The sequence below is a fragment of the Nocardia sputi genome (assembly GCF_023501985.1).
The window spans coordinates 220,820-243,649 of record NZ_JAMFLC010000009.1 but is presented as its reverse complement, the minus strand read 5'-3'; the positions used below and the strand labels follow the sequence as shown (position 1 = coordinate 243,649).

25 protein-coding genes and 1 pseudogene are annotated in these 22,830 nt (G+C 67.9%); 6 read left to right on the top strand and 20 right to left on the bottom strand.

Going from position 1 to position 22,830, the window contains the following annotated elements; genetic code table 11:
* Positions 1 to 5 precede the first annotated feature (5 nt).
* A complete protein-coding gene (locus M8859_RS15235; RefSeq protein WP_249644419.1) occupies positions 6 to 416 on the bottom strand; it encodes a hypothetical protein in 411 nt (136 codons plus the stop codon).
* Positions 417 to 430: 14 nt separating this feature from the next.
* Positions 431 to 1,246 carry an isoprenyl transferase gene (locus tag M8859_RS15230; protein ID WP_159929048.1) on the bottom strand — a complete coding sequence of 272 codons (816 nt, stop codon included), beginning with the start codon at positions 1,244 to 1,246 and terminating at the stop codon, positions 431 to 433.
* 122 nt (positions 1,247 to 1,368) lie between these two features.
* Here M8859_RS15230 and M8859_RS15225 point away from each other — a divergent pair, with 122 nt between their 5' ends.
* On the top strand, positions 1,369 to 1,749 hold the full coding sequence (locus M8859_RS15225) for an Aca2/YdiL-like domain-containing protein (protein ID WP_159929050.1): 381 nt from the start codon (positions 1,369 to 1,371) through the stop codon (positions 1,747 to 1,749).
* 63 nt (positions 1,750 to 1,812) lie between these two features.
* Here M8859_RS15225 and recO read toward each other — a convergent pair.
* From recO to M8859_RS15210, 3 genes and pseudogenes are all read right to left on the bottom strand, one after another.
* Positions 1,813 to 2,542: pseudogene (gene recO, locus M8859_RS15220) on the bottom strand (DNA repair protein RecO); the annotation flags it as partial.
* A 90-nt stretch (positions 2,543 to 2,632) separates the two neighbouring features.
* Positions 2,633 to 3,238: a TetR/AcrR family transcriptional regulator gene (locus tag M8859_RS15215; RefSeq protein ID WP_195070053.1), complete on the bottom strand. Its 606-nt coding sequence runs from the start codon at positions 3,236 to 3,238 to the stop codon at positions 2,633 to 2,635.
* The gene (locus M8859_RS15210) at positions 3,225 to 4,091 is read right to left on the bottom strand and encodes an alpha/beta fold hydrolase (protein WP_249644418.1); all 867 of its coding nucleotides are present in this window, start codon (positions 4,089 to 4,091) and stop codon (positions 3,225 to 3,227) included. The genes M8859_RS15215 and M8859_RS15210 overlap by 14 nt, the downstream gene beginning before the upstream one ends.
* Positions 4,092 to 4,239: 148 nt before the next feature.
* Here M8859_RS15210 and M8859_RS15205 point away from each other — a divergent pair, with 148 nt between their 5' ends.
* Both M8859_RS15205 and M8859_RS15200 read left to right on the top strand, forming a co-directional pair.
* Complete coding sequence (locus M8859_RS15205) at positions 4,240 to 5,667, top strand: amidase (protein ID WP_159929058.1); 1,428 nt, start codon at positions 4,240 to 4,242, stop codon at positions 5,665 to 5,667.
* A 524-nt stretch (positions 5,668 to 6,191) separates the two neighbouring features.
* Positions 6,192 to 6,869 (top strand): hypothetical protein, encoded by a 678-nt coding sequence (locus M8859_RS15200; protein WP_195070050.1) that lies wholly within the window; start codon positions 6,192 to 6,194, stop codon positions 6,867 to 6,869.
* A 120-nt stretch (positions 6,870 to 6,989) separates the two neighbouring features.
* On the opposite strand, the gene M8859_RS15195 is transcribed toward M8859_RS15200, so the two are convergent.
* Both M8859_RS15195 and M8859_RS15190 read right to left on the bottom strand, forming a co-directional pair.
* Positions 6,990 to 7,208, bottom strand: coding sequence for a hypothetical protein (locus M8859_RS15195; RefSeq protein WP_249644417.1), 219 nt, complete (start codon positions 7,206 to 7,208; stop codon positions 6,990 to 6,992).
* 4 nt (positions 7,209 to 7,212) lie between these two features.
* Positions 7,213 to 7,692 (bottom strand): DNA-directed RNA polymerase subunit beta, encoded by a 480-nt coding sequence (locus M8859_RS15190; protein WP_159929064.1) that lies wholly within the window; start codon positions 7,690 to 7,692, stop codon positions 7,213 to 7,215.
* Between the two features lie 228 nt (positions 7,693 to 7,920).
* Between M8859_RS15190 and M8859_RS15185 the strand changes: the two genes are divergently transcribed.
* Positions 7,921 to 9,264, top strand: a complete 1,344-nt coding sequence (locus M8859_RS15185) for a helix-turn-helix domain-containing protein (protein ID WP_249644416.1) — start codon at positions 7,921 to 7,923, stop codon at positions 9,262 to 9,264.
* Here the strand turns inward: M8859_RS15185 and M8859_RS15180 are convergent.
* The 8 genes from M8859_RS15180 to M8859_RS15145 form a co-directional block, all read right to left on the bottom strand.
* Positions 9,237 to 9,797, bottom strand: coding sequence for a GNAT family N-acetyltransferase (locus tag M8859_RS15180; protein ID WP_249644415.1), 561 nt, complete (start codon positions 9,795 to 9,797; stop codon positions 9,237 to 9,239). The two genes, M8859_RS15185 and M8859_RS15180, sit on opposite strands and share 28 nt — an antisense overlap.
* 90 nt (positions 9,798 to 9,887) lie before the next feature.
* Positions 9,888 to 10,289 carry a PPOX class F420-dependent oxidoreductase gene (locus M8859_RS15175; RefSeq protein ID WP_159929070.1) on the bottom strand — a complete coding sequence of 134 codons (402 nt, stop codon included), beginning with the start codon at positions 10,287 to 10,289 and terminating at the stop codon, positions 9,888 to 9,890.
* 218 nt (positions 10,290 to 10,507) lie between these two features.
* The gene (era, locus tag M8859_RS15170; protein WP_159929072.1) at positions 10,508 to 11,425 is read right to left on the bottom strand and encodes a GTPase Era; all 918 of its coding nucleotides are present in this window, start codon (positions 11,423 to 11,425) and stop codon (positions 10,508 to 10,510) included.
* Positions 11,418 to 11,804, bottom strand: a complete 387-nt coding sequence (locus M8859_RS15165; protein WP_249644414.1) for a cytidine deaminase-like protein — start codon at positions 11,802 to 11,804, stop codon at positions 11,418 to 11,420. The genes era and M8859_RS15165 overlap by 8 nt, the downstream gene beginning before the upstream one ends.
* Positions 11,801 to 13,165, bottom strand: coding sequence for a hemolysin family protein (locus tag M8859_RS15160; protein ID WP_249644413.1), 1,365 nt, complete (start codon positions 13,163 to 13,165; stop codon positions 11,801 to 11,803). Before M8859_RS15160 ends, M8859_RS15165 begins: the two co-directional genes overlap by 4 nt.
* Positions 13,162 to 13,716, bottom strand: coding sequence for an rRNA maturation RNase YbeY (gene ybeY / locus M8859_RS15155; RefSeq protein ID WP_159929086.1), 555 nt, complete (start codon positions 13,714 to 13,716; stop codon positions 13,162 to 13,164). The genes M8859_RS15160 and ybeY overlap by 4 nt, the downstream gene beginning before the upstream one ends.
* Positions 13,717 to 13,778: 62 nt before the next feature.
* A complete protein-coding gene (locus M8859_RS15150) occupies positions 13,779 to 14,840 on the bottom strand; it encodes a PhoH family protein (RefSeq protein ID WP_159929145.1) in 1,062 nt (353 codons plus the stop codon).
* Positions 14,841 to 14,996: 156 nt separating this feature from the next.
* Positions 14,997 to 15,899 (bottom strand): LysR family transcriptional regulator, encoded by a 903-nt coding sequence (locus M8859_RS15145; protein ID WP_249644412.1) that lies wholly within the window; start codon positions 15,897 to 15,899, stop codon positions 14,997 to 14,999.
* A 99-nt stretch (positions 15,900 to 15,998) separates the two neighbouring features.
* Here M8859_RS15145 and M8859_RS15140 point away from each other — a divergent pair, with 99 nt between their 5' ends.
* A complete protein-coding gene (locus M8859_RS15140) occupies positions 15,999 to 17,255 on the top strand; it encodes an MFS transporter (RefSeq protein ID WP_249644411.1) in 1,257 nt (418 codons plus the stop codon).
* Between the two features lie 120 nt (positions 17,256 to 17,375).
* On the opposite strand, the gene M8859_RS15135 is transcribed toward M8859_RS15140, so the two are convergent.
* The 3 genes from M8859_RS15135 to hrcA all read right to left on the bottom strand — a co-directional run bounded on the left by M8859_RS15135 (position 17,376) and on the right by hrcA (position 20,451).
* Entirely contained in the window at positions 17,376 to 18,116 is a 741-nt protein-coding gene (locus tag M8859_RS15135) for a 16S rRNA (uracil(1498)-N(3))-methyltransferase (protein WP_159929092.1), read from the bottom strand.
* Positions 18,117 to 19,268: a molecular chaperone DnaJ gene (dnaJ, locus tag M8859_RS15130; protein WP_159929094.1), complete on the bottom strand. Its 1,152-nt coding sequence runs from the start codon at positions 19,266 to 19,268 to the stop codon at positions 18,117 to 18,119.
* Positions 19,269 to 19,419: 151 nt separating this feature from the next.
* The gene (gene hrcA / locus M8859_RS15125) at positions 19,420 to 20,451 is read right to left on the bottom strand and encodes a heat-inducible transcriptional repressor HrcA (RefSeq protein WP_159929096.1); all 1,032 of its coding nucleotides are present in this window, start codon (positions 20,449 to 20,451) and stop codon (positions 19,420 to 19,422) included.
* Positions 20,452 to 20,666: 215 nt separating this feature from the next.
* Between hrcA and M8859_RS15120 the strand changes: the two genes are divergently transcribed.
* On the top strand, positions 20,667 to 20,837 hold the full coding sequence (locus M8859_RS15120) for a hypothetical protein (RefSeq protein WP_249644410.1): 171 nt from the start codon (positions 20,667 to 20,669) through the stop codon (positions 20,835 to 20,837).
* A 192-nt stretch (positions 20,838 to 21,029) separates the two neighbouring features.
* Here M8859_RS15120 and M8859_RS15115 read toward each other — a convergent pair whose 3' ends face one another.
* Positions 21,030 to 21,245, bottom strand: coding sequence for a hypothetical protein (locus M8859_RS15115; protein ID WP_159929100.1), 216 nt, complete (start codon positions 21,243 to 21,245; stop codon positions 21,030 to 21,032).
* A gap of 194 nt (positions 21,246 to 21,439) precedes the next feature.
* On the bottom strand, positions 21,440 to 22,648 hold the full coding sequence (hemW, locus tag M8859_RS15110) for a radical SAM family heme chaperone HemW (protein WP_159929102.1): 1,209 nt from the start codon (positions 22,646 to 22,648) through the stop codon (positions 21,440 to 21,442).
* Positions 22,649 to 22,830 lie beyond the last annotated feature (182 nt).

The window sequence follows — 22,830 nt, the reverse complement described above, 5'->3', positions numbered from 1 at the left end:
GCGGGTCAGGGCAGCAAACCCTGCCTGGCGCGGCCCGCGTTGGACAGCACGAGCAGCAGCATCGTGGTGGGGGCCTGGTCGTCCAGGCCCGCGGCGGGGAAGGTGTAGCGCAGGATGACGTCGGCGAGCTTGCCGTGGCCGATCACGGTGATCGAACCGAACTGCAGCGAGTTGTTGCGCTCGGCGACGCGCTTGTGCAGCTGCGGTTTCAGCGGCCGGTCCCAGGCCAGCACGCAGGTCAGGCTGAGCACGTCCAACCCCGGCGCGAGATTCACCGCGCGCAACGAGGACAGCGCTCCCTCGTATTCGAATCCCAGCGACCCTTCGGGGTCGACGCGCACGTCTATGCCGTAGCTCGACAGGCAGGCTCCGGCCCGCGCCTGGAGTTCCCGGTCCGGTGTCACCGCTGCGTCCATGTTCGCCTCACCCTTCACTTGGTGCCGCCGAAGCGGCGGTCACGCGACGCGTACTGGAGGCAGGCCTCCCACAGGTTGCGCCGATCGAAATCGGGGAAAAGCGTGTCCTGATAGACGAATTCGGCGTACGCCGACTGCCAGATGAGGAAGTTGGAGCTGCGGAACTCACCCGATGGACGCAGGAACAGATCCACGTCCGGCATGTCGGGTTCGTCGAGGTACTTCGCCACCGTCGCCTCGGTGACCTTCTCCGGATCGATCTCGCCCGCTGCCACCCGGCGCGCGATCTCCCTTGCGGCGTCGGCGATTTCGGCACGGCCGCCGTAGTTGACGCACATGGTCAGCGTCATCACCGTGTTGTCCTCGGTGAGCTCCTCGGCGATCTCCAATTCCTTGATCACGCTGCGCCACAGGCGCGGTCGCCGTCCGGCCCAGCGCACACGGACGCCCATCTCGTGCATCTCGTCACGACGACGGCGGATCACGTCGCGGTTGAAGCCCATGAGGAAGCGCACCTCCTCGGGGCTGCGCCGCCAGTTCTCGGTGGAGAACGCGTAGGCCGACAGCCACTTGACGCCGATCTCGATACAGCCCTCGACGGTGTCCATCAGCACCGCCTCCCCCCGCTCGTGCCCGGCGGTGCGCGGCAACCCGCGCTCCTGGGCCCAGCGCCCGTTGCCGTCCATGACCAGCGCGACATGGTTGGGCACCAGTTCCGGCGGCAACTGCGGCGGCCGAGCTCCCGACGGATGCGGCGCGGGCGGGCGGACGCCCGCGGGCTTGGGCTCGGTCGCGGCGGCGGAGTCTCGGCGGAGGATCACGGCATCCATCCTGCCTGATCGCCTCCGCAGCCCCTACCGCCACGTTGCTTCCTGACGAATTCCGCGGTTCCCACCGGCACGGGTGACTTATTCTTTTCCCTATCGTGATACTGGGGAGGGGTTTCTCGTACGTGACCGATTTACCAGGCACCGGGACCGCGGCAGGTTTCCGGGCCACACGTGAATTACTCGGCCTTCCGGTCCCTTGGTGCGCGCGGTTCTTCGCGGTCGCGGAGCGCACGGTCGAGCGCTGGGAGAAGGGGGCCTTCCAGATTCCCGACACCGTGGCTCGCGAACTCGCCGCCATCGCGGACGAGACCGAGCAGGTGATCGAGGCCATGGTCGACGCCATCGACGCCGGGGAGATCTCGCCCCGCCTGCACACCTACCGGACCAACGACGACTACTGCAAGCACGAACCGGACACCCGCTACCCGGCCACCTGGCATCGCGCGGTGTGCGCCCGCGTCATGATCGAGCTGCCCCAGGTAGAGCTTCGATTCGTGGAGTAAGCGGCTGCCGGGCCTCCGGTCGATCCGGGGCGGCCACAGACGAACTTCCTCCGGCCGTGTCCTTGGACCGCTCGACCAGCGGCAGAGTCCGCAACTGACGTTCCAGATGCCACTGCAAGTGCGCCGCGACCAGCCCGCTGGCCTGTCTGCGCACCGCGCCGGGGGTCGCCTCGACCTGCTCCCATTCCCCGCGCAACAGCGCCACCAGCAGGTCGAGCACGCCGGGGGCGGGCGTCGCCGCGCCCGGTGGACGGCAATGCACGCACACCGCGCCGCCTGCCGCGACATGGAAGGCTCGATGCGGACCAGGCGTCGCGCACTTGGCGCATTCGTCCAAGGCGGGCGCCCAGCCCGCGAAACCCATGGCGCGCAACAAGAATGCGTCCAGGATCAGTTCGTGCGGCCGCTGTTTGGCCGCGATGGCGCGCAGTGCGCTCGCGGTGAGCGCGTGCAGCCGGGGGGCGGGCGCGTGCTCCTCGCCTGCCAGGCGTTCGGCGGTCTCCAGCACGGCGCACGCGGTGGTGTAGCGCCCGTAGTCGTCGATGATGTCGGCGGCGAACGCCTCCATCGTGTGCACCTGGGTGACGGTGTCCAACGAGCGCCCCGGGTGCAGCTGCACATCGATGTAGGAGAACGGTTCCAACCGTGCCCCGAACCTCGATTTGGTGCGCCGCACCCCCTTGGCGACCGCGCGCACCAGGCCGTGCTGCCGCGTGAGCAGCGTGACGATGCGGTCCGCCTCACCCAGCTTGTGCTGGCGCACCACTACCGCCTCGTCCCGATACAAACGCACGTGGTGAGTCTAGTTGCCGCGTCTACATCGCTGGGTGTTCGCGGCCCCCTTGTGGCGAGCCGGCGCGGATGTATGCCGTGCAGGCGGCGATCAGCCGGTCGGGCGCAGGAGCCCGGAGATGAGGAGCAGCACTGATGCCTGGGTCTGGGCGCGTGCGAGGGCGGGGTCGTCGGCGTGCGCGACGATCAAAGCGGCCTCGCTGATCACGCTGACGATGAGCTGGGCCAGTACCGGGACGGGGGCGTCGGCGATCAATCCGGCGGCGCGGGCGCGCTCGAGTTGCGCGGTGATCAGGCCGAGGCCGTGAGCGGCTTCGAATTCGCGCCAAGCCTGCCAGCCGAGCACCGCGGGGGCGTCGGTGAGGGCGATCCGCAGCATCGCAGGTCGCTGGCAGATCTCCAGGAACAGACCGAGCCCTGCCGCCATGCCGGCCATCACGTCATCGGGATCGACCGCGGCGATGGCGTTCTCGATCTCCGCGGTGGTCTCGACCTCGATCTGCTCCAGCACCGCGAGGAACAGCCCGCGTTTGTCGCCGTAGTGGTGGTGCAGCGCGCCCCGGGTGACCCCGGCCTCGGTGACCAGCTCTTCGGCCGAGGTTCCCGCGAAACCGCGCTCGGTGAACAGGCGGCGTCCCGCCTGTTCGAGCGCGGCCCTGGTCGCGCGCGAGCGGTCTTCCTGGCTACGGCGTGGCATGCAGCCGAGTGAACTCCAGGATCGATTCCGCGAGCAACTCGGGCTGATCCTCCGGCAGGAAGGTGTAGGAGTCATCGATGAGCCGCAACGTCGCGTTCGGCAGGTCCCTGGCCAGGCGTTCGGCGAACGACACCGGGAACACCTGGTCCTCGCGCGCCCAAGCCAGCAGTACCGGAGTGTCGATGGCGGCGAAGTGGCGCGCGGCCTCCAGCGTGTACCGCCGGTGCACCGAGGTCAGGAAACGCCGCAGATCTTTTCGGATCGCGGCAGAGTTACGGCTCGGCAGCAGGTAGGAGTCCATGATCTCGGGCGGGATGGGCCGCTTACTGATATAGCCGAAAGCCAACGGCAGCCGATGCAGCGCGCGGATACGCAGCGCCTCGGTGAAGAGGCGAATCGAGCCGGGGAGCTTCGCCAGCATCGGAAGCGCCGTGAACGGCTGTGGCAGAAAGCCCTCGTAGCTGTCCACCGCGGCGAGCACCACGCGGCCGATCCTGGACCGGTCGCGCGTAAGCAATATCTGGGTGATCGCGCCGCCGGTGTCGTTGGCGACCACGGTGACATCGGTGAGGTCGAGGCGTTCGAGGAACGCGGCGACGAGATCGGCGACCCCGCTCGGGGTGAGATCCGCATGCGGCAGGGGGATCGAGTGCGAGCCGAGCGGCCAGTCCGGCGCGAGGCAGCGGTACCCCGCCGCGGCGACCCCGGGCACCACTTTGCGCCACAGGTCCGCGTTGGCCAGCAGACCGTGCACGAAGACGACCGGAGCGCCCTCCCCGATGTCGTGATAGCGAATGCGGCCGCCGGGCAGATCCACCTCGTGGGTGCGGCCGAGTGATGTGCTGGTTGCCATGAGTCCTCCGAGTCGTTGCGATTCCTCACCACTTTTACATACATACGGTATGTATGCCTCCTACCCAGGGTGGATTTCCCGGCACCGTTATGGACGCATGACCAGGTTGGCGTTACGGTTTTTTCGACCACGACGAGACGGAGCTCACATGACGGTGTCCGATCCGGCCCAGGCACCCGACACGCGGGAACTGGGGCTGACCGAACTGGCGGCCGCGATCGCAAGCGGTGCGATCACCTCGACCGCTGCGGTCGGCGGCGCGCTGGATCGGATCGACGCCGCACAGGGCACGCTCAACGCTTTCCGGATCGTGCGCCGCGAGCGAGCGCTGGCCGAGGCCGCCGACGCCGACCGACGGCTGGCCGCCGGGGAACGGCTGCCGCTGCTGGGCGTGCCCGTCGCGGTGAAGGACGACACCGATGTCGCGGGCGAGCCGACCGCGTTCGGATGCGGTGGCGACTTCGCGCCGAAAACCCGAGACGCCGAATCGGTCCGGCGCCTGCGAGCCGCGGGCGCGGTGATCGTCGGGAAAACCAATACCTGCGAACTCGGGCAGTGGCCGTTCACCAGCGCCGTGTCGTTCGGACACACCCGCAATCCCTGGGACCGGACCAGGACGCCGGGCGGGTCCTCCGGCGGGGCTTCGGCGGCCGTCGCGGCCGGTCTGGTGCCCGCCGCCCTCGGTTCCGACGGCGCGGGCTCGGTCCGTATTCCGGCGGCGTGGACGAACCTGGTCGGCATCAAGCCACAGCGCGGGCGGATCTCGACCTGGCCGGAGGCCGAGGCGTTCTACGGTCTCACCGTGAACGGCCCGCTGGCGCGCACGGTCGCGGACGCGGCGCTGCTGCTGGACGCGGCGGCCGGCCCGCACCACGGAGACCTGCACACACCGGACCCGATCCACGCCTCCGATGCCGTCGGCCGTGACCCGGGCAAGCTACGAATCGCCCTGTCGCTCCGCATCCCGTTCACCGCCACCAGAACCGCGCTCGATCCCGGAGTCGAGCAGGCCGTGCGACGCACCGCCGATACGTTGCGCGCACTCGGCCACACGGTGACCGTTGCCGACCTGCACTACGGCCTCATGATCGGCGCCTCGTTCCTGCCGCGTTCGCTCGCGGGCATCCGGCGGGTGTACCACCGGATGCCCGGCCTCGAGGTCGATCCGCGCACCGCCGCCAACGCCAGGATCGGACGCGTGCTCGACGGACCCGCCCTCTACGCGGCACGACGACTGGAACCCTTGCTGCACAAGCGGATCGGCAATTTCTTCCGCGATTACGACGTCGTCCTCGCGCCCACCACCGCGACTGCGGCGCCACGCGTCGAGGAGATCGACGGCATCGGCGTCAACGCCACCAACAACCTCATCACCGCCGCCTGCCCGTACACCTGGCCGTGGAACGTTCTGGGCTGGCCGAGCGTGAACGTCCCCGCCGGGTTCACCGATTCCGGCCTCCCCGTAGGCGCGCAGCTGATGGGCACGGCGAACTCCGAACCCCTGCTGATCTCCTTGGCAGCCCAACTGGAATCCGAACTCCAGTGGTACCGCCACCGGCCCGACCCGTGGTGGTGACCTGAGCCTGAACTCGGTTCAGCCCGTGCTTGTTCCGGGCCGAGCGGACCAGCGCACGCACGGTGCCGAATCGTTCTCGGCATCCAACGGCGCGATGTACCTTGTGAGAGCGCCGAGTCCCCGCATGTGTGAGTTTCGCGGGCGCGGACCCACGCGGGTTCTATGCGCCGATGCCGCATTCTCTCGGCCGACCTTGGAACGCGAGGAGGGGCCCGATGGCCGATCGTCACATGGTAGCCGTTCATGTCGTGGTCGTGCCCGACGAGGAACTACCGATGACCGAGCGCTGCGATGGCACGTTCCCGGGCCAGTTGCACCTGAGAGGGTGAAGTTGCAGAGATCAGGCCGAGGGCGTTGTTTTGCTGATCAGATCCGAGGTGGTCGCACGGGCATATGCCCAGTTCGCCCAACACTTGAGCAGGGAAATCGCGAGGATTGCAAGAGCTGATGCCGAACACGGCGTCAGGCCCTTCGCCCGTGAAACGCAGGGTGTTGCCGAAGCACTTTCCCACGCCGACAGAGGGTTGCGCCACGCTTTCGACACCGGCGACCCGTCATTTCCCCGCCCGCTGTCGGAACCCGGGTCCGCGCCGCCGGATCGTTTCTACAACGGAGCACGCCTGTGGCAGGTCGATCAAGTGTTTCCCAGGGCTTTTCGCGGCGACGAAGCCGCAGCCGAGGACGGCTATATACGCACAGCGTCGCACAGCACCGCCGGAGACGTTGTCTACCTGACCGACGGCAGTGACATCGCCGGCGTGTACGGAACGATCACGAGCTGGACCGATGTCCGGGACGGCACGATGCGGTTCCATCCCGCGGGGATGGTGCTGGGTATCGACGCCAACCGTATCCGGGTGAATCCCATGGCAGAAGAGGGGCATTCGGCAGCCAACTTCATCGAAGGTGTCAGCGACCGCGTATACACCACCCCGGGCCGCGTAGACACATCCAAGATCGTCAGCGTGGAATTCCAAACCTACGACGACATCATCTCCAACCCCGACGTAACCCTGGTCGCCGACGGGTTCCCCGGCTTCGAGGGCATTCGGCAAGAGTCGCTACGCGACCCCGCGGTAGTCGCCGAGCGCCTCACCACCATCGCCGACGCCGTACGCAGAAACTACCCGGCGATCGACGTCACCGTGGGCGCCAACCGTCTCTCCAGCGACGAAGCCATCAGAACGTTCCTCGCCACATGACCAGAGCAATAGCAGTCCCCCGATCGACCGTACGCGGGCGGATGAGGCGACTCGTCGGTTCTTCTCCCTTCATTACCTGCGCGGCTCGCGCCCGTGGTTGCCGCTCGAATGGCCCAGTGGTCACGGCACCAGGTAAAGGCGTTCATTCGGCAAACGTGGCAATCCGGCCGGGTCGCCGGGGACCACGGTCACCGCGTCCGGGTAGTGGTAGGCACGCCAGTCCTGTATGAAGCGCGACGCCGCGGTCGCGCAAGCGGCGAACTCCAGACGGACATCGTGGAATTGGATGGACAGGTGAACGTCGTCTTCTTCGGGGCGCGGCGACAATTGGGAGTCCATGGCGTCACCGCCTGCGCTGTGGTCGGCAAGCTCGGATCGACTCGATGACGACCATGCCGGATGGGCGGAAGGCGTCGCGTGGTGGTGTCACCCAGACGCGGAATCCCGCCTGCCGCGCGCCTGGTGAGGGCAATGCGATTTGTGCGCCGAAGCGCGACACCGAAACGTTGAGCCGGAACAATTCGGCGAACAGCCGGTTCTCGTCCGGCACGTCCGGCACGATCAGGAAAGTCCATCGTTTCGAGCGTGGATGCGAAACGATCGGCCCGAGTCGCACACCCGAATCGTGCATTCGGCCTTTCACCGCAGCCCCGAGCTGATGAGGCATGGTAATCGCGCCGACGCTGCCCGCAGGCACGATGATGCTTCCGATTTCGGGTTGAACTCTGGCCGGTAGGCCGCAGGTCTCACGATAGAAGTGGCACCGCGTCAACGGTGTGTCGGCCTGCACCGGCACCAGCACCTGAGTGTCCTCCAACCCCATCCCCGCATCTCCCTGCTCGTGGTGTGATGAGCACCCGACGCCGAGGAGCACGCGCCACCGATCGGCCGCTCACAGCCGATCGGTGTGCCGTTGGGCGCAACGGCATCGACCCGGCACCGGATGCAGCACAAGCATCCGGTGGCGACGCGACGTAATACAGGTACGCAGCAGGCATTTTGGTCCTACTCTTCCGGTATTCGACACGTCGAGGTGAGGGTGGGGCCAGCGATGATCGACAAGTGGACCGGCGCTGACGTTCTGGCGCTTCGTACGGCGATGCGGCTGACGCAGGAGGAGTTCGCGGCAGTCTGCGGGCGTGCGGTGCGCACGGTCGGAAAGTGGGAACAGCAAGGCAATCGAGCCGCGCTCAGCCCACGGTCCTCGGACGCCATGGACACGGTGTTGGAAGGCCTCAGCCCCGAGCAGGCGTACCGGTTCTACAACGAAGGCGCATCGATGGCGCCTGTGATCGCCACCTCGTCACCCACGCGCCACCTACACTCGTCTCTGGATGCCGAACTGAGGACGTGGGTCGAAATGAACCGACGTGAATTGCTTCGCCTGTTCGGTGGCGTTTCCGGCGGATTGCCAGCTGTCGCCGCAATTCTGGCGGGTCTGGACCCGGACGAACAAAGACGGGTCGGTGAAGTGCTCGTCCAGCCTGGCCGCGTCGATAGCGCCACCATCGGCCATATCGAGACTGCGATGAAGGTCGCCCTGTCACAAGAGGACCTTTACGGTCCATACGCCGTACTTCCAGTGGTCACTGCCCAGCTGGCCATCGCGTCCGCGCTGCTAAGGGAAGCACCGGACCACTTGCGACCTCGACTGTTGACTGTCCACAGCCAGCTCGCAGAGATGGTGGGATGGATGCGGTTCGATATGCGCGAGTTCGACTCCGCGAATTCGAGTTATGAGCAGGCCCGCGAATCCGCGCACGCGGCAGGCAACGACGCACTGGTGACTCTGGTCCTGTGCAACATGAGCTACCTTGCCATCTGGCGTGGCTCCCCGCGCACTGGAATCGATCACGCGGTGGCTGCTCAGAATTGGGCACGACCGGTAGAGGATGGCCTGCTTCGCTCGTATGCCGATGTCATCGCGGCGTTCGCCTACGCCGGTACAGGACGTCACCAGGCATGCGTCGCGGCACTCGATGCCGCCGACGCCCTCTTGAACAATGCGCCGCCAGCGGAAGACTCCATCGCCTACTTCCATGGGCCAGGGCTGTCGCTGTCGTTTCGAAGTGACTGCATGTACCGGCTCGGGCGTGCGGCCGAGGCACAGCAAGCGGCCGAATCGTCACTCGCTCTCATAGGCGACGACTTCACCCGCAATCGTGCGGTAGCTTACGTCGACCTGGCACACGCCCACATCGTGGCGCGGGAGATCGATGAAGCCGCACAGGTGATCGGCGAGGCGGCAGGACTCGCAATGTCGTGTCGCTCCGACCGGCTCATCGGCATAATCTTCGATGCACGATCAGACCTTGCCCGGTGGTCGGATGCGCTGTGCGTGCGCGAGCTCGACCAATTGCTGGCGGACTACGGACTCCTCAACTCCCGAATGTAGATGTCGAACTCCGGTGATACGAACGCTGGTGTGTCTTGCCGCCCTACCAGGTGCCATCCACCGATCGCCCGGTAGAACGCTTGGGTGTCTTCCGCCTGCGGCTGGACTGCCAGCGTCGCCCGCTGCTCGGATCGGCTATCGAGCAGAATGTCCAGCAATCGGCGGCCGATGCCGTGTCGACGCGCCGACCTCTGAACGGCGAGATCGATCACAGCGAAGGTCCTACCAGGCCATTCACGCGTGACGTCCGGAGATACCTGCTGCTGGAACCCCTCCCACCAACCGGTATCGGTGGTCAGGGTGGTTCCGTACACGAATCCGACTAGGGCGTCTGATGATTCAGCTAGAGCGATGCCGAAACCCGGCTTTGTGATCATGTCGTTGAGCATCTCTCGATGACGCTGCGACTCGGTCTCCGGCCAAACGAACGGAGGTGCCGAGAACGCTTCGTCATACAGCTCGCAGATCGCATCGAAGTAGTGCCGTGCGTCCTCGGCGGTTCCGAGCCGAACCGCTGTTGCGTCGTCCTTCATGGACCCGACCATAGATTCGACCTGGCGAACATGGCAGAGAACTAGAACCCAAACATCGCTCTCGATGGCCGCCGCGAAATCGCGTCACGGTTATGGTTCCTGCCACGTTGTGGCGACCTTGTCGACGGTGACTCTTACGGTGACCCACTGCGGGTTCGGCCCGGCGAACCCAGGGTAGGGTCCGCCGGTGTACTTGTGCGAAAGCTCAGCGATCAGCACACCGTCCGGATCGTCTTCGAGTGACGCGGTGCCCTGCACCTGAACGCTGTCGTAGGGACTGGCGGCATCGAAGATCACGACAGCCGCCCTGGGATCCCGGCTCAAGTTGACTACCTTGCGGCGACTCTTCGGCAGCGCGAATACGATGTCGTCTCCGTCGCGCTTGACCCACATCACGGTCGAATGCGGCTTACCGTCCGGTTCGAGCGTGGACAATACAGCGAAGTTCTTGCCGTCGAACAGCGTTCGTACCTTGTCCGTCAACTGCGCCATCAGTCTTCCTTCGGTTCATGTTCCTCTGGTCCGGTGCGCACACTCGGCGGCCCGGTACGAGTTATGACGATGCGGGCGCGGAGAACTCATCGTCGCGCCGGCAATAACCGACCGGGATGGACAATTCGACATGACAAGTCTCGAAGACCACACGCAGTACGTGATCGTTCGAGCACTCCCAGCAGAGATCTGACAGCTTCAGGTCACTACGGATGCGCTCAGAAACCCAGTTTGCCCAGCTGCTTGGGGTCGCGCTGCCAGTCCTTGGCCACCTTCACGTGCAGATTCAGGTAGATCCGGGTGCCGAGGATGTGTTCGATCTGCTTGCGGGCGTTGGTGCCGACTTCCTTCAGCCGGGAACCGCCCTTACCGATGACGATGGCCTTCTGGCTGGGCCGCTCGACGTAGAGCAGGGCGTGCACGTCGAGCATGTCCTCGCGGTCCTCGTAGGGCAGGACCTCCTCGATGACGACGGCGAGCGAATGCGGCAGCTCGTCGCGGACGCCCTCGAGCGCGGCCTCGCGGATGAGCTCGGCCATGAGCGTTTCCTCGGGCTCATCGGTGAGTTCGCCGTCGGGGTAGAAGGCCGGACCCTCGGGCATCTTCGAGGCGATGACGTCCACGAGGACATCCACCTGCTCGCCCTTGACCGCCGAAACCGGCACCACGTCGGACTCCGGACCGAGCAGCTGGGAGACGGCGACCAGTTGCTGGGCGACTTGGTCGCGGCTCACCTTGTCGATCTTGGTGACCACACCGAGCAGCGTCGTCTTCGGCGCCATCTGCTTGATCTGCTGCACGATCCACCGGTCGCCCGGACCGATCTTCTCGTCCGCCGGGATGCACAGCGCGATCACGTCGACTTCCGAATACGTATCGCGCACAAGGTCGTTGAGGCGCTGACCGAGCAGGGTGCGCGGGCGGTGCAAGCCGGGGGTGTCGACCAGGATCAACTGCGCGTGCTCGCGGTGCACGATACCGCGAATCGTGTGCCTGGTGGTCTGCGGGCGCGAGGAGGTGATCGCGATCTTCGCGCCCACCAGAGCGTTGGTCAACGTCGATTTTCCGGTGTTCGGACGACCGACGAAACAGACGAAGCCGGAACGGAATTCGTCCTTCTGCCGCGTGTCAGCCACCGCGCACCTCGCCGGACTCGGCGCTGACCGCGTCGACCGCGTCCGCGGAGTCGTCGACGACCTCGAACACCGCGCCGTCGCGATCGGTGAAGATGATCCGCGTCTCGGCCGAAACCTCGCGCACCGCGGCCACACCGAAGTCGGACAACCGCCCGCCGACCACCACGGCCGCCTCGAATCCCTCCGCCCCGCTGGACAACGCGGCGGCGACGGCGGCTTGCAGCGCCGTCAGGCGCAACGCGGTCAGCGTGACCTCGCCGGCGGCGTAAGTACGGCCGTCGGTGTCACGGATCGCCGCTCCGCTCGCCCCGCCGGTGCGGCCGAGCGCGCCGCGGGCCAGTACGACCAGCTTGTTGTCCTCCGCGTCCAGTTCGGTCATTCGGTGTCTCCGTCCTCGTCGCGATCGGCCGGGATCTCCCGCTCCGATCCGTTGGCCTTACGCTTGCCATTGGGATTGTCGCCGTTGGTCTTCCCGGCGGGGACCTTCTCGCGCGCTTTGCGCACAACTACCGTGTTCACCCGCACCCGGCCCCGCGCGTCCGCGCCGCCCTCACCGCGCAGCACGAGCCCGTGCGCCTCGATCTTCGACCCCGGCAGCGGCACCCGGCCCAGCTCGTGCGCGAGCAGGCCGCCGACGGTGTCGACGTCCTCCTCATCGATCTCCAGCCCGTACAGCTCCCCGAGATCCTCCACCGGCAGCCGGGCCGACACACGGTAGCGGCCGTCGCCGAGATCCTCGATGGGCGGGGTCTCGTCGGTGTCATACTCGTCGGCGATCTCACCGACGATTTCCTCCAGCACGTCCTCGATGGTCACCAGACCCGCGATGCCGCCGTACTCGTCCACCAGCAACGCCATGTGGTTACGCCTGCGCTGCATCTCGTCGAGCAGGCTGTCCAGCGGTTTGGAATCGGGCATGAACACCGCGGGCCGCATCACCTCGCGCACCCGCACCTTGCGGCTGCGATCGGCGTACGGCACAAGGTCTTTCAGATAGACCACCCCGAGGATGTCGTCGACGTTCTCGCCGATCACCGGGACGCGCGAATGCCCGGAACGCACGGCCAGCGACATCGCCTGAGCCGCGGTCTTGTCCGCTTCGATCCAGACCATCTCCGTGCGCGGCACCATCACCGCCCGCGCCGGTGTGTCGCCGAGCTCGAAGACCGACTGGATCATGCGTCGTTCGTCGTCGGCCACCACGCCGCGTTCACTGGCCATCTCGACCACCTCACGCAGCTCGATCTCGGAGGCGAAGGGGCCGTTGCGGAAACCCTTACCCGGAGTGATGGCGTTACCGAGGAGAATCAGCAGCCTGCTCAGCGGACCGAGCAGCGCGCCGATGAACTGCAACGGCAACGCCGCGGCCAGCGCGATGGAGTAGGCGTGCTGACGACCCAGCGTGCGTGGGCCGACACCGATCACGACATAGGACACCAGCACCATCACCAGCGCGGTGACCAGTAACGCCCAGTTCTTCGCCCAGACCGTCATCAGGCCCGCCGCCAGCAGCACCGTGGCGCCGATCTCGCACAGAATACGCAGCAGCACCATCAGATTCACATACCGCGCCCGGTCGGCGACGATCCGGCTCAGCCGTACCGCACCGGACCGCTCGGCGCGCACCAAGTCCTCGACGCGAGCCGGTGAGATCGTGTTCAGGGCGGAATCGACACCGGCGAACACCCCATCCACCGAGATGAGCAGGACCGCGAGCAGAACGAGGGTCAGGGAATTCACGCGGGACCCAGGGAGTCACCCGGTGTGGTGAAGCCCGCCTTGCCCAGCAACCGCGCGTCGCGTTCGGCGAGCTCTGCCCGCCGCCGAGCCTCGCGCAGACTCTCGTACCACTCCTCGAGCAGCCGGGCCTGCAGCGCGAACATCTCCTTCTCCTCCTCCGGCTCGGCATGGTCGTAGCCGAGCAGGTGGAGCACGCCGTGCACGGTGAGCAAGGCGAGTTCCTGATCGAGGGAATGACCCGCCTTGCGCGCCTGCCCGGCGGCGAACTCCGGGCACAACACGATGTCGCCGAGCATGGACGGGCCGGGTTCGGGGCTGTCGGGCCGCCCACCCGGTTCGAGCTCGTCCATCGGGAAGGACATGACGTCGGTCGGGCCGGGCAGGTCCATCCAGCGCATGTGCAGGTCGGCCATGGTGTCGAGATCCACGAGCACCATCGACAGCTCCGCGGCCGGGTGCACGTCCATCCGGGCGATCACGAACCGCGCGACGCTGACCAGCTCTTCTTCGGGCACGTCGATACCCGACTCGTTGGCGATCTCGATGCTCACCCGAATAGCCTACGATCCCGGCGATCGTGTCGCCGGAGCGGAGCCTCGTCCGGCGAGACGAGTTAGCGCCGGTCCGCCCGGCTCGCCGCGCGGCGCTGGGCCCGGTTGCCGCCGTAATGCGAAGCGACCGGCGGGCGCGTCTCGGCTTCGAAGCGGTCGTAGGCGTCCACGATGTCCGAGACCAGCCGGTGGCGGACCACGTCGCTGCTGGTCAGCTCCGCGAAGTGGATGTCTTCGATTTCGGTGAGGATCTCGCTGGCGGCACGCAGACCCGAGCGGGCGCCGCTGGGCAGATCGACCTGGGTCACGTCGCCGGTCACCACGATCTTCGATCCGAACCCGAGGCGGGTGAGGAACATCTTCATCTGCTCGGCGGTGGTGTTCTGCGCCTCGTCGAGAATGATGAACGAGTCGTTCAGGGTGCGACCGCGCATGTAGGCCAGCGGCGCGACCTCGATGACTCCGGCCGCCATCAGCTTGGGAATGGCCTCCGGATCCATCATGTCGTGCAGGGCGTCGTAGAGCGGGCGCAGGTACGGATCGATCTTCTCGTTCAGCGTGCCGGGCAGAAAGCCCAGACGCTCCCCCGCCTCGACCGCGGGACGGGTGAGGATGATCCGGTTGACCTGCTTGGATTGCAGCGCCTGGACCGCCTTGGCCATCGCCAGGTAGGTCTTGCCGGTACCGGCGGGGCCGATGCCGAACACGATCGTGTTGGCGTCGATCGCGTCGACGTAGCGCTTCTGGTTCAGCGTCTTGGGCCGGATGGTCTTGCCCCGCCGGGACAGGATGTCCAGGCTGAGCACCTCCGCGGGAGACTCACTGGAGCCCTCGGTGAGCATCGATACCGTATGCCGCACCGCCTCCGGAGTCACCACGCGGTTGCGGCCGGTGAGCGCGACGAGCTGCTCGATGACCCGCTCGGCGAGCGCGACATCGGCCGCCTTGCCGGTGAGGGTCACGGAATTGCCACGGACGTGGATGTCCGCGTCGAGCAGCGTCTCCAGTTCACGAAGGTTCTGGTCGGCCGAACCGAGGAAGGGGAACACGGATTCGGGAGCGAGTTCGATACTCGAGCGCACGGTGCGCGCTGCGGGACCCGAACCGATGTCGCCGGCGCCGATGCCCGCCGCTGGGGTGGCCGGGTCGCCGATCTCGCCTTGTGTTCTCAAAAGTGGCTATAGCCTGCTTTCCGGTCTCGACTGCTGCTGTATGGAGAGAAGTTTAACGCGCCCCACCGACAGCGCCCAGTGAATAAGGCCTCCGGCGGGGCCGGACCCTCATGGGATTCCCCCACGTCGCCCTGCCCAATCCTCCGTGAAGTCACGGAAGCGCCGCACGGCGTCCGATGGCGTCACCGCGGCGGGCCACACCAACCCGACGGCACGCGCGGCGCCCGCGTCCGCCAGCGGCACCGTCACCGGGCCGGACAGCGGCCCAGCGGACAGCGGGTCCTCGCCCGGCAGGATCGCCACGCCCAGTCCCGCCGACACCAGCCCGGCCACCGTGACGAGGTCGCTCGACTCGAACGCGATCCGCGGCCGGATATCCGCGGCCGCGCACAGTTCCTCGAAGATGCGCCGCATCCCGAATCCGTGGTGCATCGTGACGAACTCCGCGTCGGCCACCTCGGCGAGCCGGACCTGCCGCCGTCCGGCCAACCGATGCTCCGGCGGCACCGCCAGCACCAGCGGCTGCCGCAGCACGGTGCGCCAGCCGACGCCCGCGACGGCGGGGCGGGGCGAGACGATGCCCAGATCCGCTTCGCCCGCGAGCACCCGCTCGGTCACCGCTTCGGCCGCCCCCTGCCACAGTGTCACCGTGATCCGGCCGGAGATCCGCCGGAAGCCGCTGACCAGCTGCGGCACCAGTGATCCGCCGAAGGAGTGCTGGAAGGACAGCCGCACGATTCCCCCTGCCGGATTGGCCCGATCGGCGAGAGCCTTTTTCGCCGCGTCCAGCTCGGATTGCGCACGACGGGCATGCTCGTAGTAGATCCGCCCGAACTCGTTGAGGACGATCCGTTTTCCGCGCCGGTCGAACAGTTCGACACCGACCCGGCGCTCCAACCGGGCCAGCATGCGCGACAGAGTGGGCTGGGCGAGGTGCAACCGATCGGCTGCGGCACCCACCCGCTCCAGTTCGGCGAGTGTCGTGAACCACTCCAGATCCTCGCCGAGCATCGCCCTACCTCCCTATATGTCTCACAAGCATCGAATTGCTTCCTATTATTCATTTCCTTTCCGAAAAACGGCTGATGATGCTGGACGAAAGGAGGAGCCATGACCACCGAGCGCAGCGCAGCGGCAACGGACGGCGCCCACGAACGCAGGATCACCACCGCGCTGTTCGCGGCCGGTCTCACGACTTTCGCCTCCATGTACAGCGCCCAGGCTCTGCTGCCGAGCCTCTCGGCCGCGTTCGGCGCGACGCCTGCGCGGGCGGCGCTGGCGGTATCGCTCACCACCGGCTTCCTCGCGCTGGCGATCATCCCGGTGAGCGCACTCTCGTCCCGGATCGGCCGGACCGAAGTGATGACCGGCTCCGCGATCGCGGCGGCGGCGATCGGATTGCTGCTACCGCTGAGCCCGTCGCTGGAGTTGCTGCTCACCGGACGAGCGCTGCAAGGCATCGCGCTGGCGGGCGTGCCCGCCGTGGCGATGGCCTATCTGGCGGAGGAGATCGGCGGGGACGGGCTGGGCACCGCGATGGGCGTCTACGTGGCAGGCACCACGATCGGTGGGCTGGCCGGGCGATTGATTCCGGCGTTCACCTTGAACCTGGCGTCCTGGCGGTGGGCGCAGGCAGTGGCCGCGATCGCCGCCGCCGGCTGCACGGTGTGGTTCCTCCGGTGGCTGCCGCCGTCTCGCGGCTTCGTGCCGCGGCCCGCCGGAATGCGCACGGTACTCGGCGATCTCGGGAGCCAGTTGCGTCATCGCGGGTTGCTCGCGCTGTTCGGGCTGGCGTTCGTCCTGATGGGTGGATTCGTCTCGGTGTACAACTATCTCGGCTACCGGCTGACGGCCGCGCCGTTCGGGTTGCCGGAAGCACTGGTGGGGCTGGTGTTCGTGCTGTATCTGGCCGGCACCGCGGCGTCGGCGGCGTCCGGTCGGCTGACCGACCGGATCGGCAGGCAGTGGGTGCTCACCGTGTCGCTGTGCCTGATGACGATCGGGCTCGTGGTGACGATTCCCGACCACCTCGGCACCGCGCTCCTCGGCGTATTGCTCTACACCGCGGGATTCTTCGGTGCGCACACTGCGGCAAGCGCATGGGTGGGCGCGATGGCGCAAGGCAATCGGGGCGCGGCCTCGTCGCTGTATCTGTTCGCCTACTACCTCGGCAGCGCGGTCGTCGGCGGTGCGGCAGGCATCGTCTACGCCCGCGCGGAGTGGCTCGGCCTGACCTGCGGCATCGGTGCGCTGATGGTCATCGCGGCACTGTTGCTGTGGGTATCGCACCGATCGCAGCGCCGCGCGCGCAGACCATGCACACGAATCCCGCGCGGGAATCGTCGCCGGTCGAGGCTTGACCGCTGAGCCGAGATGTCCCGGGACACCGCGGCCGAACTATCTGGCCGTGCGCGTATTCGCGGGCCGCTGCCGAGTCGGTTGCCCAGGTGAAGGCTGTGATCGTTCTCCGCGACTCGGATACCGAGTTCACCAACGCGGGGTCAGGGCGCCTAGAGCGCCCAGCGCGACCGCTGCCGCGGTGGAGGTACGCAGCACCGTCGGGCCGAGCAGAGTCACGTCCGCGCCCGCCTCGGCCAGGGCGGTGAGTTCGGTGTCGTCCAGCCCGCCTTCCGGGCCCACCACGAGGACGATTCCGGTCGCGTCGGCGAAGGGCAGTTCGGTGAAGCGGGCCGTGCCGGACTCGTGCAGCGCCGCGATGATCGCGCCGTCGGCCTTCGCCGTGCGGACCACCTCCAGCAGGTCCTTGGTGCGGTGCAGGTCGGCGACCTCGGGGATGTAGGCCCGGCGGGACTGACGGGCGGCCGAGCGGGCGGCGGCCCGCCATTTGCCGACGCCTTTGGCGGCTTTGCCCTCCCAGTTCGCGACACAGCGCGCGGCCTGCCACGGGATGACGGCGTCGGCGCCCGCCTCCGTCATCAGCTCGACCGCCAGCTCCGAACGGTCGGACTTCGGCAGCGCCTGCGCGACGGTCACCGGCGGCGCCTGCGGGGCCGCCAGCACCCGGTCGCGCACCGCGAGCTCGAGCCGGTCACGGTACGCGGCGACGACTTCCGATTCGGCGAGCACACCGCGCCCGTCGGAGAGGGTGATCGGCTCGCCGACCCGGATGCGGCGCACCGTGGCGGCGTGCCTGCCTTCCGGGCCGTCGAGCACCGCGACCGCGCCCGGCTGGGGCACCTCGTCGAGGTAGAAGACCGTCGCGGCCACCTAGCGTCCGCTGAACGAGGCCCGCAGCCGCGCGAACAGGCCGCTGTTGTGCTCGGACTGCGCCGACATCACCTCGGCGCGCTCGCGGTCCCGCATTCCCTTGTATTTGCGCAGGAGTTCGGTCTGCTTGCTGTCCAGCTTGGCCGGGATCACGATGTCCAGGTGCGCGAGCAGATCGCCGCGCGCGCCGGAGCGCAGCCGCGGCATGCCGTGACCGCGCAGCACCGAGATCTCGCCGGGCTGGGTGCCCGCCGGAATGGTCAACTCGGTCGGACCGTCCAGGATGGTGTCGATCACCACGGTGGTGCCCAGCGCCGCGTCGACCATCGGCACCCGGATGGTGCAGTGCAGATCGTCACCGTCGCGGACGAAGACGTCGTGCGGTTGCTCCACGATCTCCACGTACAGGTCACCCGCGTGACCGCCACCCGGGCCGACCTCGCCTTGCGCGGCCAGCCGCACCCGCATGCCGTTCGCGACGCCGGCGGGAATCGGCGCGGCGATCTCGCGGCGCGCCCGCACCCGGCCGTCGCCGCCGCACTTGTGGCACGGGTCCGGGATGGTCTCGCCCGCGCCCCGGCACGTGGGGCACGGGCGCGAAGTCAGCACCTGGCCGAGGAAGGATCGTTGCACGGACTGGACTTCGCCCGCGCCGCCGCAGGTCTCACAGCGCACCGGCTTGGAGTTGCCGTTGGTACCCGAGCCCTGGCAGATGTCGCACAGGATCGCGGTGTCCACGGTGAGGTGCTTGGTCACGCCGACCGCGCACTCGGCCAGGCTGAGCCGGGTGCGGATCAGCGAATCGGCGCCCGGCTGAACCCGGCCACGCGGCTTGCGCGCGCCGGTCGTCCCGCTCATGCCGCCGAAGAACGCCTCGAACACGTCGCCGAGCCCGCCGAAGCCCGCGCCGTTGAAGCCGGCCCCGCCCGCGCCGGATTCCATCGGGTCGCCGCCCATGTCGACGATGCGCCGCTTCTCCGGATCCGACAGCACCTCGTAGGCGGTCGACACTTCCTTGAACTTGGCCTGCGCCGCCTCGTCGGGGTTGACGTCGGGGTGGAGCTCACGCGCCAGCTTGCGGTATGCCCGCTTGATCTCCTGATCGGTCGCGTTCTTCGCGACGCCGAGCAGTCCGTAGTAGTCCCGTGCCACTTGAGTTCTCTAGTCCTTGGTCGTTCTCGACAGTGCCGCCGGTGCCCGCGCCGGATTCGAAACGCGCCGACAACAGCATTAGTCTTGTGCACTCAACTTTATCCGCCCGAAGGGTCGAGCGTAGCAGTGGCATCGCCGACCGGTGTTCAGGTCAGCGCTCGGCGAGGACCTCGCCGATGTATCGGGCGACGGCCGCGACCGACGCGATCGTGCCGGGATAGTCCATCCGCGTCGGGCCCAGCACACCCATACCGCCGAGCACCGCTCCCGCCGCGCCGTAGCCGGTCGACACAACAGACGTCCCGCGCATCTGCTCGACCTGCGTCTCCTCGCCGATGCGGACCGTGACCGTCCCCGGCTGCTGGGCCGCCGCGAGCAGCTTGAGCACGATCACCTGCTCCTCCAGCGCCTCCAGAACCGCCCGCAAGGAGCCGGGGAAGCCGAAGTCGGCGGCGTTGCGGGTGAGGTTGGCGGTGCCGCCGAGCACCAATCGTTCCTCGGGATGTTCCACCAGCGTCTCCACCAGTACCGTGGACACCCGCACCAGCACGTCGCGCAGCCGCACCGGCGCGCGCTCGGGCAGCTCCGCGACCGCCGCCGAGGCCGAGGCCAGGCGTTTGCCGTCCATGGCGCCGCCGAGCATGCCGCGCAGCGCGGCCAGATCCTCGTCGTCGATCACGGCGCCGAGGTCGACCAGTCGCTGATCGACGCGGCCGGTGTCGGTGATCACCACCAGCAGCAGGCGCGCGGGATTGAGCGCGACCACCTCGATGTGACGCACCGTGGACGCCGAGACCGTGGGGTACTGCACGACGGCGACCTGCCTGGTCAGCTGGGCCAGCAAGCGGACGCCCCTGCGCAGCACGTCGTCGAGGTCGACGCCCGACTCCAGGAACTCCATGATCGCCCTGCGCTCCGCCGCCGACAGCGGCTTCACCTCCGAGATTCGGTCCACGAACTGCCTATAGCCTTTGTCCGTCGGGATCCGGCCGGAACTCGTGTGCGGCTGTGTGATGTAGCCCTCGGCCTCGAGCACCGCCATGTCGTTGCGCACCGTCGCGCTGGAAACACCCAGATTGTGCCGCTCGACCAGCGTCTTCGACCCGATCGGCTCCTTGGTCGCGACATAGTCCGCGACGATCGCGCGCAGGACCTCGAAGCGCCGATCCTCGGTGCTCGACATCGGCCCCACCTCCTCGCTGACTCTCCGGTCTCGCCGTAGCCGGCGCAGACGGCCCACCTCATCGCCCACCTCATCGCAGGCGAATCCCGGGTGGTCTGTCGATCCAGTCTAATTGTCGGCAGCCGGATCGCCGCTCGGCAACGCACCGCTCGGCGCGACGGTCAGCGGCTCCGACCACCGCGAGCCACGGCGCCGGGTCGGGGGACCAGCGACGCGTGTCCGACATCCCGCTTTCCCCGCTCAGCGCCTCCGTCCTGCCCGACCTGGTCGATAACGAACGCGGCGCGGAACATATCGCCAAGGCGGACAACATTATTCGGCAGCTCTACAAGATCTGCCCGGAGCGGAGTACCGCCTCGAGCAGCGGATCATCAGTCAGCGGCTGAAGCAGGTGCGCCGCGCTGACCAGGCCGGAACCGAAGCGCCGCACGATCATCATGATCGCGCGGCGCTGAGGTATTCAGGATCCGTCGACATCGGAGATCCGTCGCATTCCGTCCGGCGCTTTCGCACCGCGTACGGAGCTCTGGCTACCGAAATGACACAGGACCGCGGCGGTCGTGGACCAGCCGTAGCGGTCAGCCGCAGTCGCCGACTTTCGCCTGCTTGCCCGCCAGGGCGTCGAGACCGAGCATCGCCAGCAGCGACTCGCAGTCAGCGGCGTTCTGCGCGTAGCTGGCCACGGTGCGGGCGGCGACGGCGCATTGGCGCGCATTCTCCGCTCTCTCCGCTGCCCGCGCCACCGCGAACTCGCCCGGCTCATGGATAAGAGTGATGTGTCGTGCCGACGCCATTTGTCTCCTTGGGGTTGGTCGCAGACTACGCGGCCGGTGGGCAACGCGGTACCGGAATGGAATGCGCGGTTCGCCGGACCACCGAACGGTGGTGCGGAATCGGGCTCGTCCGACAGGAAGCGCAAACGCTCGCGATCCATTGGGCCAGTTGCTTTTCGCGAGGCCGGTGTGCATACCGCCTCGAGTGGCGCGCATCAGTCGAGCAATTCGCGGACGACACCGTCGGCGAGGAGGCGGCCGCGATCGGTGAGGACGAGCCGGTCGTCGTCGGTGCGCAGGGCGAGGCCGTCGGCGACCACCCGGCCCACCGCGGCGATGGCGGAGGACGCCAGATCCGCCAGGGGCAGGCCGGTGCGCAACCGCACGGCGAGCATGACTCGTTCGGTGTACCGCTCGTCGTCGCTGAGCGCTTCCCATCCGGCCGCGGGCAGACCGCCCTGGCCGACTCGGTCCGCGTATCGCGCAGGGTGTTTGACGTTCCACCACCGCACTCCCCCGACATGGCTGTGCGCGCCGGGACCGGCGCCCAGCCAGTCGCCGCCGTCCCAGTAGCCGAGATTGTGCCGGCAGACCGCCGCCGCGCCTGCGGCCCAGTTCGAGACCTCGTACCAGTCGAGCCCGGCCGCGCGGAGCCGGGCGTCGATCCGTTCGTAGCGCGCGGCGAGCACGTCGTCGTCGGGCGCGGGCAGTTCGCCGCGGCGCACGCGCCGGGCCAGCGCGGTGCCGTCCTCCACGATCAGCGAATAGGCCGAGACGTGGTCGACACCGGCGTCGAGCACCGCGTCCAGGCTGGCGTCGAGATCGGCGTCGCGCTCGCCCGGCGTCCCGTAGATCAGATCCAGATTGACGTGCTCGAAGCCGGCGGCACGCGCTTCCCGCGCCGCGGCCACCGCCCGGCCAGGGGTGTGTGTGCGGTCGAGCACCCTCAGCACGTGTTCCGCGGCGGACTGCATGCCCAGCGACACCCGCGTGAACCCGGCCTCCCGGATGCGCCGGAAGAACTCCGGCGAGGTGGATTCCGGATTGGATTCCGTGGTGATCTCGGCGTCGGCGGCGAGGCGGAACTCGCCGCGCACCGCGTCCAGCACCGCGGCCAGACCGTCGCCGCCCAGCAGCGAGGGCGTTCCCCCGCCGACGAACACGGTGGACACCTCCGGTGTCGCGGTGGGCAGCGCCGCGAACTCCCGCGCCGCGGTCGCCAGCTCGCCGCGCAACGCCGTCGACCACGACTGCGGCGAGGCCGAGCTGCCGAGCTCACCCGCGGTGTAGGTGTTGAAGTCGCAGTAACCGCACCGCGTCGCGCAGAACGGCACGTGCACGTAGATCCCGAACGGCCCGTGGCCGAAGTCACGCACCACCGGCGCGGACGTATCGGTGCTCGCGGACGCGGCGGAAGAACTCACCTGTCCAGTGTGAACGCCACGGTGTTCACGCCGACGTCCGGGACTCCGCCGGGCGTCGGCGAGTCTCCGGTTGCGACCGATGCGCTCACCGAGCACCCGACCCTCGTATCCGTGGGATCACCCCGGTGATCGGCCCGCAGCGCAGACCAGGCGCACCGTGACCAGTCGCCGACATCGCCGGC

What these genes read in the sequence shown, in the direction of transcription:
- M8859_RS15235 (WP_249644419.1), bottom strand. Translation starts at nt 416, where the DNA reads ATGGACGCAGCGGTGACACCGGACCGGGAACTCCAGGCGCGGGCCGGA.
- M8859_RS15230 (WP_159929048.1), bottom strand. Translation starts at nt 1,246, where the DNA reads ATGGATGCCGTGATCCTCCGCCGAGACTCCGCCGCCGCGACCGAGCCC.
- M8859_RS15215 (WP_195070053.1), bottom strand. Translation starts at nt 3,238, where the DNA reads ATGCCACGCCGTAGCCAGGAAGACCGCTCGCGCGCGACCAGGGCCGCG.
- M8859_RS15210 (WP_249644418.1), bottom strand. Translation starts at nt 4,091, where the DNA reads ATGGCAACCAGCACATCACTCGGCCGCACCCACGAGGTGGATCTGCCC.
- M8859_RS15205 (WP_159929058.1), top strand. Translation starts at nt 4,240, where the DNA reads ATGACGGTGTCCGATCCGGCCCAGGCACCCGACACGCGGGAACTGGGG.
- M8859_RS15195 (WP_249644417.1), bottom strand. Translation starts at nt 7,208, where the DNA reads ATGGACTCCCAATTGTCGCCGCGCCCCGAAGAAGACGACGTTCACCTG.
- M8859_RS15190 (WP_159929064.1), bottom strand. Translation starts at nt 7,692, where the DNA reads ATGGGGTTGGAGGACACTCAGGTGCTGGTGCCGGTGCAGGCCGACACA.
- M8859_RS15185 (WP_249644416.1), top strand. Translation starts at nt 7,921, where the DNA reads ATGATCGACAAGTGGACCGGCGCTGACGTTCTGGCGCTTCGTACGGCG.
- M8859_RS15180 (WP_249644415.1), bottom strand. Translation starts at nt 9,797, where the DNA reads ATGAAGGACGACGCAACAGCGGTTCGGCTCGGAACCGCCGAGGACGCA.
- M8859_RS15175 (WP_159929070.1), bottom strand. Translation starts at nt 10,289, where the DNA reads ATGGCGCAGTTGACGGACAAGGTACGAACGCTGTTCGACGGCAAGAAC.
- M8859_RS15165 (WP_249644414.1), bottom strand. Translation starts at nt 11,804, where the DNA reads ATGACCGAACTGGACGCGGAGGACAACAAGCTGGTCGTACTGGCCCGC.
- M8859_RS15145 (WP_249644412.1), bottom strand. Translation starts at nt 15,899, where the DNA reads ATGCTCGGCGAGGATCTGGAGTGGTTCACGACACTCGCCGAACTGGAG.
- M8859_RS15140 (WP_249644411.1), top strand. Translation starts at nt 15,999, where the DNA reads ATGACCACCGAGCGCAGCGCAGCGGCAACGGACGGCGCCCACGAACGC.
- hrcA (WP_159929096.1), bottom strand. Translation starts at nt 20,451, where the DNA reads ATGTCGAGCACCGAGGATCGGCGCTTCGAGGTCCTGCGCGCGATCGTC.
- M8859_RS15115 (WP_159929100.1), bottom strand. Translation starts at nt 21,245, where the DNA reads ATGGCGTCGGCACGACACATCACTCTTATCCATGAGCCGGGCGAGTTC.